A 15,604-nucleotide genomic window follows, 5' to 3' on the forward strand; every position below is an offset into this window, starting at 1 on the left:
GCCTGCGAGTGACGTTGTTGAGCATTGCTTGGTGTTGTCCCCGGGATCGCATCAGCGCCCCAGGAAATATTGATATTTAAGTGAACCGCGGAACGAGTTGTCCTGAGTGGCGCTACCCGTCTGGTCCACGCCGAAATTCAGACTGAGTTCGTCGCTGCCCAGTACGCGACTACCGACCGCGAAATTGGCGCCTATACCGAACTCGTTGTCCGGCATTACGTACCCGGCATCAAGATCAAACCGGTAACGCGGCGACGCTACGACGGGATATTCCTCGCCCGGAATGCCGCGTGCGAATGACAGCCCTGCGCCCACGAAAGTGAATCGATTCGGCACGACGTCTTCAATATCGGCACCGACTGGCAGCCGGGCCGAGACATCCGTCGGCAAATCGTCTTCCAACGAGTTCTGCTGCGTGTTCGCAAAGGCGCGAACCTGAACCTGGTGTGTCGGCCCAACCATGAGCGAATGCGCGAACGACGCCTCGACGCTATAGCCGTCGGCGAGGTCGTTACGATCTTCGCGGGAATGGAACTGTGAATACGTGGCCGTCAGCGAAGCGCTGTCACGCGGGTTGAGAACCCAGTCCAGCGTGATCCCCAGGTCGTCACGCAGGCCAAGCGCACGCAGCTGGCCCGTCTCGTCCGGGAGTTCGTTGTAGTCGAGGAATACCGCCGCCGAAACGTTATCGGTCAGTTCCCAGTCCTGACGCAGACCGAACTGCGCGGTGTCTTCGGCGTCGGTGGACACGGCCCCGACGCGCACGGTGGTCATGCCGCGACGCTCGCGCCAGTTGAGCACGACGCTGGCGAAGCGCTCGTCCTCAAGACCATCGAGATCGACCAGATCGTTCGTTTCGGAAAGCTGGCGCGCGCCGAGTTCGACCCGGGTCGAAAGATTCTCGCCGCTCAAGCGCAAGAACACACTTTCCGAGGTGACATCGAGATCGCTGATGCTGCGTACGATCAACTCGGTGCCGAAGTTCTGCGGCATCTCGCGATAGAGCTCTGCCGCATAGCGCGGCACGATATCGACCCCTGTCACGTACGGTTCGCCCGGACGCTCGTGCTCCAGAGCTAGAACCAGCGCCCGTTCACGGTAGTCGAGCTGCCGCAACGCCGAGATGCGATCTGCAATACCGATATCGCCGCCCTGACGGGATCCGTCGAGAATACGCTGCATGGCGACTTGGTCGTTTGCCTGCAGGGCCACCGCCAGTTCTTGCCAATCTGCGGTCGCGACCCGACGTCGATGCGCCTGCATCAGCCAGTAACGCGACTGCGCCGGCTCTTCCTGGCTCAGGTAGTAGCCAAACAGCATCTCGATATCCGTCGGCGTCAACGCCGCGCCGCGCCGGCCGCCCAGCGCTTCGGCTAGCCAGGCACGGCCATCCTCGACGCCGAGCATGTTGGCTTGCACGGACAGGATGCGCGCGTTCTGCTCGCGCTGAGTGCGGGTGAGCTTGCCCTGCGCCTGGAGTTGACGCATCAGACGCGGGCGCAGCTGCGTTACGGCATAGCCACGCATACGACGTGCGGAATCAAATCGGCGACCGCGCTCGAGCGCGTCGGCATAGTCCAGCACCAGCAGGTAGTTGTCGGGATCGTTCTGAACGGCACGATCAAACCACGGCAAGGCGACACGCGTCTGACCCAGCCTGCTGTAGGCCATCGCGAAGACCGGCCACTGACGCGGATCGTTTCTCGCATCGCTGGCCCAGACGCTTACGTAACGGGCCAGCTCGTCGTGGTGACCACTCTCGGCGAGGGTGTAGAGCAAGGCCGAGCGGGCCGCAATATCACCCGGAGAAATGGACAGCGCACGCAGATAGGCGACCCGTGCTTTTTCGAGATCGCGCTGCTGGAACTGGTAATCACCGTAGAGCTGCCAGTAATCCGACGACTGGGCGAACAGTGCAGGCCGGGTCTCGGCCATGGCGATAAGCTCGCGCGTGATCTCGGTGCGCTGTTCACGCTGCGCTGCGCTCAGCATCAGCACGATCATGTCCGCATGCTGATTTTCTTGCCAGTCAGTACGCGCGACTTCCACCGCCATATCCATCCGGCCTGTGGATACCGCGGTCTGCGCCAGCCGCAGATAGCCGTTTTCATCGAGCTTGCGGTCGAGATAGAGCTGATAGTAGGCGTCGCGCGCAGCCGCCGGGTCGTTCTGGTTCCAGGCCAGCTCGCCCACCGTTTCCCAATAGAAGACTTCCTGCTCGGTACGCGTGCCTGGATTGTTGGGAAGCGACAGCAGTACCGCAAGCGACTCATCCAAGCGCCAATCGCTCGCCAGCAGGCGCGCCCGAGCCTGAGACTCGTCCAAGTCACGGCCAAAGCGGTCAACGATATCGCTCCAAGTGGCGAGCGAATCCGCCCGCTTACCACTCAATTCCTGAAGGCTCGCGAGACGCACCCACAGATCACGGTCTGCCGAGCCGCTACGCACCCAGTTCGACAGCAGCGCAATCGCGCGTTCCGGATCGCCTTCGCTATTGAGAATATCGACCAGCAGCTTGCGCTGACTGGTATTGAGCGGATGACGCGCCTGAATACGATTCAAGGCGGCAAGCACCGCCGCGGTATCGTTGAGATCGGTGGCCAGATCGATGATCTGGTTGTCATAGGCGTCCGACGACGCCCCCCTGGCGAGGCGTTCGTAGTTCGCGAGCGCGGCCTGCGGCTGGCCGGCCCAGACCTGGACCTGGGCAAGCTGCGCACGCAGTTCGCCGTTATCCGGATTGCCTTCGACAAGCGCAAGTAAGCCCTTCAATGCGGCATCGAGTTGGTTACGCGCCAACGCAATCTGCGCATCACGCTCGAGGCCGGCGTTGTCGTCGGGTCGTAGCTCGACATAACGGCGCGACCACTGCTGCGCCTGGGCGAGTCTATTGTTGGCCAGCGCCATTTCGATGCCGATATCCAAGAACGTCGGATCCTGCGGATAGGCTTCGATGAAATCACCAGCCATCGCGAGGCTGCTGCCATCGCTGGTCTGCTGGGCCGCATCGAGCGCCGCGAGCGCCGCGTCACGACGCTGCGAGTCGCCGCCCGCGACCTTGAACGCCGACTGCCAGGCTTGAGCGGCACGATGCGGCTCGTCGGCCGCCAGCCACCAGCGACCGGCCTCGGCATACCATGCGTAGGCACGCCCTTCGTCCTGCGCGCCGAGACGCTCGTAGACAACCGAGGCATGTGCGGGCTCGCCCAGTTCCAGCCAACGTTTCGCCAAGGTTTCGAGCTGCTCGTTGCTCAGATCTTCTTCCTGCTCGATCTCGCCCATCTGCGCGATCAGTTCACCGCGGCGTTCCGCGCGGCGTGGATCGCCGGCTTCGAGCGCATTGAACGATTGCCAAGACAGCTGGGTGTAGAGCCACCGCGTATCGGCATCCCGGCTGCTCGAAAGCGGCGCCAGGACCTGCAGCGCCTTCGGAATATTCCCGGCGCTGGCAAGCTGGCGCGCCAGATTCAGCCGCAGCTGCCGGTCATCCGGATTGGCGCGGAGCAGCGCCTGCAGATAAGTGATCGAGACACTGGTCGGGTCGCCGCGCTCATGCGCGTTGTGGCCGAGGGTGAGAAAACGTCGCGCCGGGAACAGGAGCACGAGCGCAAACACCAGGACGCCAGTAATGATCAGGAGCGTGAGCGGTCGAACGAAACGTGCGCGTTCCTGCTCTTTTTGATCTTGCTTTTTCTCAGCCACAGTCGATCCTCACCGGCCCCGACGTACTGGCCTTGTAGCGCAACGTCACGGCATCACCGCCACCACTGCGTGCCGCGCCGTCGGCACTTACGCGGCAACCGCGGATTCCGGCCAGCTCTATTTCGAGCGGCACGTATTCCGACGCCATTTCGAGCACCGTAGACCCTTCATCGACCTGCCATTGGGTAACACGGCCGTTCGACCGGCGCACGTGGGGCACGGAAGGCACGGCGCCATCCAGTTTCAGATTTACCCGCGCATCACCCGACAGGGCGACGTACCGCCCCTGGCTCAGATCGCGAACGCCAACCACACCAGTCGACGACGCGATATCCGGCCAGCCGAGTGAAGCGGGCAGACGCAACGTACGCATGTTCGTGGCCCCTGTGATCTGCCAGTCGCCGTCAAGGCGACGTGCCACGCCCGCGTTGTACCAGTTACGCGCAATGCGACTATAAGTACTTGTATATATAGGCAGCGTCTGCTCTGACTTCACGTAGTCGAACACGTCCTTGAGCGCATTCAGCGATGCCGGCTGCCCTGCCGAGTAGAAATGGAAATAGATATCGATCGGCTTCAGGCGGCGCGGCGTATCGGTGAGCTTGTATGTCTCGATCACGCGACGAAAGCCCCAGAGCGGCCGGGTCATGAAATTTGTGTAGATATTCTCGTTCGTCTGCGGCGACAGGACCTGCACATGATCGCCGAACGGCCGCAGCGACGGCGACACATTGGTCAACGACGGGTTGTCCGTGGTGACGTGCGTATTGCCGCCGTTGAGGTTGTCGAGGCCGTACTGATCCGCGAGTGCGACCGCCTCTTTCGGGGGCAGCGCGTCGCCGCTCCAGAGCACCATCTTGACCTTCTTGCCGGGCGGCGCGAGTTTTTCGTTGATATAGCGCGTCGAGCCTTCGATTTCCTTCTCGAGCGAGAAGCGATAGTCCTTGATCGGCAGATTGTAGCCCTCGCCTGCGGCCGTCTTGCCCTCTGCGGTCAACTCGCCCTCGCGCAGGTTCAGCCAAGCGAAGGGGTGACTGAAGGTATGCGTCGCAATCTCGACCCAAGGCAGCTTAAAAATTTCGCGCGCGATCGGCTCGAGCGTGGTGGTCAATTCCGGATACAACCCGTCGGGCGCGAGCTCGCCCTCGATGATCGACACCGTGGTCGGCACGCGATACTCACGAAAGATCTGCTTGAGCATCACCTCACCCGTAAACGGGCTGCCGGGGAACGCCGCGCGATTCATGAACGCGTCGCCATCGACTTCCGTCATCCAGTAGCGGGAACCGTTTTCAGTGGTGGCGTCAGGTATTGGAATAGTCGGCAGCGACAGCGCACGCGACAGGAAAGCGAACGGATCCAGAATCCAGCGGCTCTCGTCGCCGATGCCGTCCTGCAAAAGCCATGGCGACAGCGCCACGCCGCCCCAGTCAGCGGTGATGACCGGCGCAAACTCGATGTTGTCCCCGCTCGAGACCACAAGGTGCGATACGACGTCATCGTTCATCGCCTTGTAGCCGGACTGTTCCGGACGGCTGTGGCTCGGCATGCCTTCGAAGCCAAGCAGCGCGTCGCTGGAGACCACCTTCGGGCTGCTCTCGACGTCCGATGCGACGACCTGCACGCCCATCCGCTCGGCAAGATCGCCGGAAATTGGAACACCCGGGTCGCCGAGCATCGCGACTTTCATGCCGTCATCCATCTGTTCGAGCAACCAACTGCGATAGTTCGTGCCGTTGCCGACCCGCGCATTGAACCAGGTCACGATGCCCGCATAGCGCCCGACGAGTGTATCGTTCGGCAACGCACGGTTCACGTCCTGATATACGGCCCCATAACCCAGGTATTCCAACGGCGTTGCGGCATACAGATGGGCACTCGCATAACCGAATTCGCCGTACTCGGTTGAGGTATCGTCGTAAAGGATCAGAACCTTGCGCGGCATCGGCTCGATCGTGCCGACGCCCACCTGATTCAACGCGCCGTTGGTCACCCACGGCACCAGCCCCGCGTCGGCAATGCGTTGCGCGGTTGCCCGCGCCTCGTCGCGTTTCGACGGCTCCACATAATCGATAGCAATCGCCGGCACCCCGTAGGTATCGCGAACCTCGCCCAACTTACCCAGCAGGTACTCGGTGTCCTCCGGCCTGACGTTTCGATAGCTCTGCGTGCGTGCATCCCACGACTTGTAGAGTGACTCGGCGGCCACGCCAACAATCTCGTCCTGCACCTGATCGAGAATCTCGAAGCCGCGATTCAGAAGCAGCTTGACTCCCGGAAACTCGCTGCGGATTCGGCGGATCAACGTGACCAGCGCCTTTTGTTGCTGCTGCACCGAAACTTCATCGGTGGCGAACAAGCGGTAGCTGTCGAGCGTATCCAAAAACACCGCGCGGTAACCGGCTTCCCAAAGCGGCCGCACCCGCTCGTTGACGATGTAATCGCCCCATTCGGAATGGCTGAGATCCGCGACCTGGCTGTTCCAGTTTTCGTTCCTGGCCTTGAGTGCTGCCTGGGGAACGGCGTCGGCGCCCCGCCATTGCTCTGCTTCGCCAAGACTCACGTAAGCGAATGCCATGGTGCCGTACTGCTCGATCGCCTTGAACTGCTTATCGCTTAGATGCTCGGACTCCACTACCGCCCAGTCGAACTGGTTGAGCATGTGCACCGGCACGTCATTGCCATAGTAAAAGGCAACGCTGGGCTGATCGCCCGTATCGGCCGGCGCTTGTGTCGCCATCATGAACACCGCCAGCAGAATCGCGAGGGCCTTCCCGACGAACGTGTTGCAGCAGCGAGACCACGGACAATGATAGCCGCCGCGGGCCGCGACCTCGCTCTGCTGCGAGAAATGATAACCGGCAAAGGTCACGTGGAAGCTCCTGTATTCGCATTGCGCGAGGCAGACCGAACGAGTTGCGCGAGACCGTCCGCCAACGACCATTCCGCTTTGATGTCGAGCCACTCACGCAACCGCGAGGCGTCGCCGCAGGAATGACGGATATCGTCTGCCCGGCCCGCGACATGCTCAGGGGCGAGCTTGACGCCCATCACATCGCGCAGCGTATCGACCAATTCAAGCAAATCGATGGTCGACCCGGTCGCGACATTGCAGGCGCCGCCATGGTCGCTGAAAAGCGCGGCCACGTTCGCACGCGCCACGTCCTCGACATAGACAAAGTCGCGCGTCTGTCCCCCGTCGCCATAGATCACCGGAGCCTGCCCCTGCGCGAACCGGTCCACGAACTTGGAGATGACCCCGGCATAAGGGGACGCCGGATCCTGCCGCGGACCATAGACATTGAAAAAACGCATCCCCATGCAGGACAGCCCGTGCAGACTGGCAAAGAGTGCTGCATATTGCTCGTCGACCTGCTTTTCCAATCCGTAGGGGGACAGGGGCTCGAGCGCCGCATCCTCGGATAGCGGCAGCGACTCCGGTGTGCCATACACGGCCGCGGAAGACGCGTACACCACGCGCTTCACGCCCTGGCTGACCGCACATTGCAGCAGGTTTACAAAACCGAGAATATTCTGGCGCGCCGAGTGCACCGGGTCTTCCACCGACCGAATCACCGACACCTGTGCCGCCAAATGCAGACAGTGTGTAGTGCCGGTCAGCGCGGCCTCGAGAGCGCGCGCGTCGCAGATATCGGCCTCGACGAATTCAAGGGCGTCATGCGACGGCAAATTCGACAGCTTGCCGGACGAAAGATTATCGACAACACAAACCGACGCGCCGGATGCAAGCAAGGCATCCACCGTATGCGAACCGATAAACCCGGCGCCGCCCGTGACAACGACTCGGGCGCGCTCACTGTGCGCCATCAATGCTCCCTGTGCAGTCCCCTAGCGCCGTGTAATCGACGCTTACTTATGTAAGCGAATATAACACGATATTGCCTGCAGTTAGGAACAAATGCCCACACTGAAAAATCGTTATTTTCTTTACTCGCGCGCAGCCGGACGTACTTGCCGCAGCGCGGACGAACCTCAGCGATCTGAAGTAGGCACCACGAAGCGATCGCGTGAATCGAGCTTGGCCCACCACGCGTTCATCAAAATGCTATAGCAAACGAATACGGCCAAGAATGCGACAAATCTCGCGCCTTCGCCTATGCCGAGGGCTTCCGAGAGCAGACCCGCTGCCATAAAGGCACCTGCGACCGCCAACCACGCATAAAGCGCCCACCCCGGCGTCAGCCCCGTGCGTTGGAGGACGTGATGGAAATGATAGCTGTCTGCCGCCAACGGGTTTTTCCCCCGCAGCAGGCGCGACCCCATTAGATATACCGTATCCACCAACGGCAGGCCGAACAGCCATACGGCCGTAATCGGATCCATAACAGCACTGGGGCCTTGCGCGGCCTGGATCGCAAACCAGGTCAACACAAAACCCAGCACCAGACTGCCCGCGTCACCAAGGAAAATACGCGCGTGGCGCTGCCATGGCATGCGCAGATTAAAAAGCAGAAAACCGAGCACGCTGCCGATCGTCAGGCAAAGCAGAACGATATTGACTGCACTCGAGCCCGCCGCTACTACCATTATGGTGCCGATCACCATCACTGCGAAGCCGCCCGCGAGACCATCCATGCCGTCAACCATGTTCACAGCGTTGATCACGCCGACAGCAGCAAATATCGTGAACCAGATCGCGTGGCCGCCCAGCTCAAAATCCACGCCATTCACGAGCGCGCCGAGGTTCTGGAGATAGACCTCGCCAAAGAAACACATGCCAGCGCCCACCGCGAGCACTTGGAGAGCCATGCGCACGGGAGCCGGCACATGCTTTCTGTCGTCCAGCGCGCCCAGCACCAGCAGCACGGTAATCCCGAACGCGAAACCAGCGAACTGCCGCGTGCCCACCAGCCCCGCACCCAAAACCAAGATAGTTACAGCAATGGCCAAGCCACCACACAAGGGGGTAGCGAGCGAGTGACTTTTACGCCCGCCCGGATGATCCACATGCCCTAGCTTCAGGCAAAGCGGCTTCAAAAAGAAAATGGCAACCGCACTAGTAATGAAGGCGGCAACGGCTATTAAGACACCTGACATCGGACCGCCATCATAAAGAACCCTGAAACCGAGTAAGCCCGACGCAAATTATCGCTTTGCAATATGACGATGCTATTGCGCTGGGCCAGAATGGAGGTCGGCAAGTTAACAACCACCACTTGAATGCAGAATGAACATAAGGGCCACAATGTTTGGCGCATGATACCGCGTGTTGTGAGCCGCGCCACTGTTTACGTCGAAATTTCTTACAAAAAATTTCGGTATTTTTCGACGGGCAATTCCGCTCCTCGCGCCACCTATGATCGAGCGCGCAGTTCGTTATCAACGCGAACCAAACGCTGCGCAGCAGCATTCAGCTCACGAAAACAATCCCCGCCTGCGCGACCGTGCTTAGAACGACCTAAATAATTCGGCCTCTGTAATAGAACCGCGAGCACGGCGACGTAAGCCTTGGTGCTGCGAGCCCTACGATGCCGACCGGCCAAACAAATCCAGAAATTCGCTATCGCGCACCTCAAAGGCTACAGACGGGACAACCTCAATCGGGCTGCACCGCCCGCATCGCGACAGCAGCTGCGAATTTTGCCGAAGAGGATGGAAGGCGAAGATCAACCGAGCGGCCTAGTCACTATGACAAGAGTAGTAATCAAGGACACCTAGAGGTTGAGGGAAGCGCAACAGAAATACGGTCACGCTCCTAACCCGAAAACAAGCCGCAATGGCAATATCGCCCCTCAGCGATCGCTCTCCGCGCCTCGAAACAACATGCTTAATTACGGCGAGCGTCACTTATATTTTGTAGAAGGCGCGGTACCAATCCACAAAATTCTTGACGCCTTCCTCGACACTCACTTGTGGCCGATACCCGACAGCGTCGAACAAACCGGATACATCTGCACTTGTGGCCTCTATATCACCCGCCTGCATGGGCAATAGCTTCTTCTGGGCCTCGATACCGAGGCATTCTTCAAGGCGAGCGATATAGTCCATTAGGGGCACCGGTTGGCCATTACCGATGTTATAGATTCGCCAAGGCGCGCAGCTTGTGCCAAGCGTGGGCGCATCGCTCGACCACTCGGGGTCAGGCTGCGCCGGCTCATAAAGAATCCGCACCACCCCTTCCGAAATGTCATCGACGTATGTGAAGTCGCGCCTATGCTGGCCATGGTTGAACACAGGAATAGACTCGCCCGCGAGCATCTTCTTCGTGAACAGAAAGAGCGCCATGTCCGGCCGCCCCCACGGTCCGTACACCGTAAAGAAGCGCAGGCCAGTCGTCGGCAGCCCGTAGAGGTGCGAATAAGAATGCGCCATTAATTCAGTGGCACGCTTCGAGGCCGCATAGATGGCCGCCGGATGATCGGCCGTGCCCTGCGGCGAAAAAGGCATATCGGTCGAGAGGCCATAGGCCGAACTCGTCGACGCATAGACCAGATGGCCCACATTCGTGTGCCGACAACCTTCGAGCACGTTCAGCGTGCCGGTGACGTTGCTGTCGATGTAGTCGTGCGGATGCGTCAAGGAATGCCGCACGCCCGCCTGCGCGGCCAGATGCACCACACCATCGAAGCGTTGCGCCTCGAACAAAGCAGGCATCGCTTCGCGATCCGCGATATTCAAATGCACAGATTCGAATCCGTCACGCGCAACCAACCGATCCAACCGCGCCTGCTTGAGCGCTGGGTCGTAATACGGGTCCAAATTGTCGACGCCAACCACAGTCTCACCGCGATCCAGCAAACGATGCGCAACATGCGCGCCGATAAAGCCGGCCGCACCGGTGACGAGTACCTTCATAAGAATCTCTGCCGAATGGATTTGGCGCCGCGAGCCGGAGCCGCAGCCGGCGCATTATAACGCGCGACACCCAAGAATCCGGCCCGAAAAACGGTAGCGCTGATGTGGGTCGACTTAGCCCAACGGCCGCAAGCCATAGGGCTACAGCCGCCCGTCAGTCTCCGAGACTGCGAACGCGTACTTGACGTCGTAAACGATATGGTCCGGCTTGCAAAGCGCACGAATCTCAGCCGCACCCATTTGTTGGAACTCCCGATGCGCCACTGCGACCACGGCCGCGTCGTACATGCCCGTCTCGGGCGAGGCGACGGTACGCAAGCCGTACTCATGCTCCACTTTATCGGCATCCGCCCACGGGTCGTAGATGTCCACCACGACATCCATCTCCATCAGCTCGTGCACGATATCCACCACACGTGTGTTGCGGATATCCGGGCAGTTCTCCTTAAAAGTAATACCCATCATCAAAACTCGCGCGCCGTGCACCTGGATCTTGCGCCGAAGCATCAGTCGAATTACTTCGTGCGTGATATAGCGCCCCATACCGTCGTTGATGCGTCGCCCAGCCAAGATCATTTCGGGATGGTACCCAGCCTCCTGGGCTTTGAAGGTCAAATAATAAGGGTCTACGCCAATACAATGTCCACCCACAAGACCTGGCCGGAATGGCAGGAAATTCCATTTGGTGCCTGCCGCCTTCAACACCTCTTCGGTATCGATCCCTAGACGCGTGAAAATCTTCGACAGTTCGTTGACAAGCGCCACGTTGATATCGCGCTGCACGTTCTCGATCACCTTCGCCGCTTCCGCGACCGCAATATTGGAAGCGCGATGAATACCGGCAGGCACGATCGTGCCGTAAAGGGCGACCAAACGGTCCGCCACGTCATCGGTCGAACCCGATACCACCTTGGTGATATTCGCCAAGCCGTGCGCGGCATCTCCAGGATTGGCCCGCTCCGGGCTATACCCCACGAAAAAGCCTTGGTTGAATACCAGGCCGGATAGCGAAGCCAGAATCGGCACGCACCGTTCCTCGGTCGCCCCCGGGTAAACCGTGGACTCATAAACCACGATATCGCCCGCTTTTAGAAACGGCCCGATGGTACGAGACGCCTCCATCAACGGCTCGAAGTCCGGCACCTTGGCATCCGTTACAGGTGTGGGCACTGTCACTACGTAAATATTCGCGTCGGCCAGCGCCTGAGCCTCGGCCGAAAAGCGCACCGCAGAACTGCGCAGATCGTCCTCACCCACCTCGCGCGTAAAGTCGTAGCCATCCGCAAGCTGCTCAATACGACGCGAATCGATATCGAAACCCAGCGTGTCGTAATGCCGACCGAAGGCCACGGCAAGCGGCAAGCCCACGTACCCCAAACCAATGACGGCAATCGAAACGGAGCCTTCACACTGATCACCCGCAGCCATCCGCCACCCCTCGAAAATATGAACCGGCTCGAAAACGAGTCGCAGAACCTAACAACGAATAGACCTACCAGCGACACTGGTAAATCTTAGCAGCATCACTCGTCTGTACGCGTATCGCGTGACACGGCTTTCCCAATGGACTTCAGTATGTCTTAGATGGCTTCTTAGCATCTTGTAACGTGAGCAGACCCCCGAACTTGTTAGTCTGATTTAATTCAGCGGAACTATTCCTGCTAAAGACTCGAAGCGAGAGCAGTATCTAGCGACCACCTAGTCGTTACGTACTACCGGCGCGTCGATTCTGCCCGTCCAGTTCTCATCTGCTACCTCAATCACCCAAACAAACTATGTGTTTTTGCATATCGACCTGTTGACAGATCCCGAGAGCCTGGACTTCCCTCAAAGCACCTAACATGATCCACTCGATAAGTTAAAACAGGCGCACATTCTCAATTGCGACGTGCTTCGCGGGGCGCCACTGGAGCTAACTCACGAGCCAAGCGGTGTCATTTGCGGCGGCGCAGAACCGCATCCCAGCTCCGAACAGCCCGCTTATTCACCCCAACTGGAACTGACGTTTTCAACGTTCTGTAGCCATCTGCAGCCACGAAACAAGTCTCGAGAATTCGCAGAGCAGTTCCTTTCTTCTATGATTCAACCAATAAATCGCAAGAACATTTTAGCGCTGGAGGACCATTCTCTGAAAAAGATCCTACGCGCCAACGTCGCCGTACGCGGAAAGCAGCCGATGCCTTAGTGCGCGCCTAGCAGGGCACCTACGGCTTATCGGCCATATCACGAGCTATTGGTCCGATAACTACGGTCCTCGATAATTCTCGAAGAAGCTAGGCCGCTTTCGGCGCTCTTCGCCCTGAAGGAGCGCCCGTTAATAATATAAACGGGGGCGGGTCGCAGCGCCCGAGACACGCTTCGCGGGGAGTATCGCCCCCACGCACTTCTGCAGCCATTCCAGTGTGGCAAGAGTGGTAGCGCTTCAGGTGTTAACTGAAATAACGAGGCAGCCGATGTCGAAATGGTGTGTAGCCTATACACCGTCCCCTATGCGCTAGCGTCGGGGCCCTTCTTGGTGCAGACAGATAGGCCATCACAATTAGTAAACAGCCAACAGACCACGGCTACCACTACCCGCTCGATGCCAAGAAAATTAAAAATACTCTAAGCCGTCAGCCACGCGAAACGATCGCGAGCGGCCTCAAGCGCACCTGCTTCGGAATTGGATCACCATCCGAGACGGACGCCCGTTCGCCGCGGCAGAGAGGCAGGAGTCGCACGTACACGTCGGTAGTCCTACTTAAGGAACCAAACGCATGAACAAGGCCTCGCAGTCAACGACTGTATCCAGAAAAGGCAAAACCGTATTGTATATTGCCAATACAGACTGGTACCTATTCAACTTTCGCAAGAACCTTATAAAACGGGCCAGCCAAGAAGGTTGGAATGTTCGCCTGGCGTGCGGCGTATCGGGTTACACCACAGCCTTGGCCGCCGAAGGCTGGCCAGTTGAAACGCTGCCCCTCGACTCTCGCGGCGCTAATCCCCTTCGGGAAGCACGTGCGCTATACAAAGTCATCCGGCTCTTTCGCAGAGAGCAGCCGGACGTGGCGCATTTATTTACCCTGAAATGCGTACTATACGGCTGTCTGGCAGCGCCATTCAGTCGAAACACGCGTTTCGTCGGCGCATTAACCGGCATGGGCTACCTGTTCACGTCCAATCGGTTAAGCGTTCGCCTTCTCAAGCAGCTCGTCATAGCCATGCTGCGAGCCGGCTTAAAAATATCTCAAGCGCACCTTATATTTCAGAACGAATTCGACCAGCAAGAATTCATAAACCAGAAATTGCTTCCTGTTGAACGAACGAGCGTCATTCGAGGTTCAGGGGTCGATTGCGAGAAGTTCCATCCGAACAACAGGGTGGCTCCGGATGACGGAAAAATTCGGCTACTCTTTTGCGGTCGACTGATATCAGAAAAAGGTATACACGACTATCTAGAGGCAACAGCTAAACTTCGAGAACAAGGTTACACGTTCGATAGCAAGATCGCCGGGCAACCGTACCCAGGAAACCCATCATCTCTAAGTGCGGAGGAGGTCTCAGCGTTGTACGACTCTGAAACACATACGTATCTTGGTCATCAAGATGACATGCCGGCGTTACTGGCAGCTACCGATGTGGTGGTTCTACCCACTTATTACCGCGAGGGAACACCCAAAGTACTTCTTGAAGCTGCTGCAGCTGGGTGTATCCTCGTAACGACTACGATTCCCGCGTGCGAAGGACTCGTTGAAAGAGGAGTAAACGGCTTCTATATTGAACCTCGCTCTTGTGAGCAACTCGCAGACTCGCTGCGACGGATCATTGAAACGGACGACGCAGACCGCCAAAAAATGCGCACCGCCTCACGCCGGATCGCAATAACAAAGTTCAGCGACCACCAAGTCAACGAAGCAACAAAAGAACTGTACGAGGCCTCACCAGCTACGGCCATCCGTTAGGCTGTAGCACGTGGAGCTGTCGATGTGCACATAGAACACAAAATTAGAAGACCCACGGCGGCGCCCTGTTTCCATAGTGCCACGAGCTGCGTGTTGGCGCCCGCACTGCATCGCCGACCCGAACCCAAGACTGTCTTGTGCTTGGTCAAATCATCGCAAGAACAGAATGACGAGGAGGCGGCGGACTGACCTCACATACACGTTGGATCGCACGATCACCGCTCGGAACTGATCAATTGCGTCTGCTGCGTTACCTACGCGCTCTGAAGCGAAAAGAATGAGGGTAATTCGATGAGAAATATAGAAAGCATGGGCCACCGTATTCGTGACTCATTAAGACTCGCGGCTGCCGTACGACTCCAGAATAATTATCTAGCGTTCGCAAAGGAGTTGGCCATTACATCGCTTAGAGGTCGCTCTTCCCCATACGCATTCTCATCCCCCCCCCTAAAAATACGTTCCGAAGGACTCTACTTCTACGTCGCTAGCCTGGCCGATGGCCGCACGCTCGTTTCAAGCTTCGAGTCATCGGTGAAGCAGAAACTTTACGAGCTTTTGTCCGACGGGGATTGCGTATTCATAGATGTGGGGGCGAATTTTGGATATTGGGCGCTGCGCGCGGCTGCGCGTGGCGCGAGCGTCATTGCGATCGAACCGGACGAACGAAATCTCAAGCTTTTAAACGCGAATACCGAATTCAATGGATTTGGTCGCACTATACGAGTCGTCGCGGGCTGCGCGGGACACAAGTCAGGGATACGCGAATTCGCGCAAGAACGGTACGGTAGGAAAAATACACTCGTAGATTATAAGGGCGGGCAACGAGGTGTATATAACTCAACGATCAAGGTCAGATGTCATACTCTCGACGAGTTGGTCAGAGGCGCGCACATAAGCGATTCATCGCGACTGGTGTTGAAGATAGATGTCGAAGGCGCCGAAACTGAAGTTATACAAGGAGCAAAACACCTTATAAGCACTTTTAGACCGGCCATTGTTTTCGAAGCCTTGACGCCTCGCGCGCATATGGCAGTAAAGAATGCACTTCAAGGAATCGAGCCAAGTTACGAGACCGTAGAAATCGACAGAACCAATTACTACGCCTACTACGCCAACGTTTGACTTAGGCTTGGCGGGTTTAC

At 58.3% G+C, this 15,604-nt stretch carries 8 protein-coding genes; 2 read left to right on the forward strand and 6 right to left on the reverse strand.

Annotated elements, in window-relative coordinates; genetic code table 11:
* Positions 1-51 precede the first annotated feature (51 nt).
* The 6 genes from SADO_RS00675 to SADO_RS00700 all read right to left on the reverse strand — a co-directional run bounded on the left by SADO_RS00675 (position 52) and on the right by SADO_RS00700 (position 11,946).
* A complete protein-coding gene (locus SADO_RS00675) occupies positions 52-3,702 on the reverse strand; it encodes a tetratricopeptide repeat protein (protein ID WP_353108375.1) in 3,651 nt (1,216 codons plus the stop codon).
* Positions 3,695-6,574, reverse strand: coding sequence for a bifunctional glycoside hydrolase/polysaccharide deacetylase family protein (locus tag SADO_RS00680; protein WP_353108377.1), 2,880 nt, complete (start codon positions 6,572-6,574; stop codon positions 3,695-3,697). The genes SADO_RS00675 and SADO_RS00680 overlap by 8 nt, the downstream gene beginning before the upstream one ends.
* Positions 6,571-7,530 carry an NAD-dependent epimerase/dehydratase family protein gene (locus SADO_RS00685; protein ID WP_353108378.1) on the reverse strand — a complete coding sequence of 320 codons (960 nt, stop codon included), beginning with the start codon at positions 7,528-7,530 and terminating at the stop codon, positions 6,571-6,573. Before SADO_RS00685 ends, SADO_RS00680 begins: the two co-directional genes overlap by 4 nt.
* Positions 7,531-7,695: 165 nt before the next feature.
* Positions 7,696-8,760: an MraY family glycosyltransferase gene (locus SADO_RS00690; RefSeq protein WP_353108380.1), complete on the reverse strand. Its 1,065-nt coding sequence runs from the start codon at positions 8,758-8,760 to the stop codon at positions 7,696-7,698.
* Positions 8,761-9,510: 750 nt separating this feature from the next.
* A complete protein-coding gene (locus tag SADO_RS00695; protein WP_353108381.1) occupies positions 9,511-10,518 on the reverse strand; it encodes an NAD-dependent epimerase in 1,008 nt (335 codons plus the stop codon).
* Positions 10,519-10,659: 141 nt separating this feature from the next.
* On the reverse strand, positions 10,660-11,946 hold the full coding sequence (locus SADO_RS00700; protein WP_353108382.1) for a nucleotide sugar dehydrogenase: 1,287 nt from the start codon (positions 11,944-11,946) through the stop codon (positions 10,660-10,662).
* A gap of 1,328 nt (positions 11,947-13,274) precedes the next feature.
* On the opposite strand from SADO_RS00700, the gene SADO_RS00705 reads away from it, so the two are divergent.
* The gene (locus SADO_RS00705; protein WP_353108383.1) at positions 13,275-14,462 is read left to right on the forward strand and encodes a glycosyltransferase family 4 protein; all 1,188 of its coding nucleotides are present in this window, start codon (positions 13,275-13,277) and stop codon (positions 14,460-14,462) included.
* A gap of 531 nt (positions 14,463-14,993) precedes the next feature.
* Positions 14,994-15,584, forward strand: coding sequence for an FkbM family methyltransferase (locus SADO_RS00710; RefSeq protein WP_353108385.1), 591 nt, complete (start codon positions 14,994-14,996; stop codon positions 15,582-15,584).
* Positions 15,585-15,604: the final 20 nt, after the last annotated feature.

This window comes from Salinisphaera dokdonensis CL-ES53, from assembly GCF_040361215.1.
In the GTDB taxonomy this organism is placed as follows: domain Bacteria; phylum Pseudomonadota; class Gammaproteobacteria; order Nevskiales; family Salinisphaeraceae; genus Salinisphaera; species Salinisphaera dokdonensis.

Excerpts from the sequence above, each read along its gene's own strand:
- SADO_RS00685 (WP_353108378.1), bottom strand. The coding sequence starts at position 7,530 with ATGGCGCACAGTGAGCGCGCCCGAGTCGTTGTCACGGGCGGCGCCGGG.
- SADO_RS00690 (WP_353108380.1), bottom strand. The coding sequence starts at position 8,760 with ATGTCAGGTGTCTTAATAGCCGTTGCCGCCTTCATTACTAGTGCGGTT.
- SADO_RS00695 (WP_353108381.1), bottom strand. The coding sequence starts at position 10,518 with ATGAAGGTACTCGTCACCGGTGCGGCCGGCTTTATCGGCGCGCATGTT.
- SADO_RS00700 (WP_353108382.1), bottom strand. The coding sequence starts at position 11,946 with ATGGCTGCGGGTGATCAGTGTGAAGGCTCCGTTTCGATTGCCGTCATT.
- SADO_RS00705 (WP_353108383.1), top strand. The coding sequence starts at position 13,275 with ATGAACAAGGCCTCGCAGTCAACGACTGTATCCAGAAAAGGCAAAACC.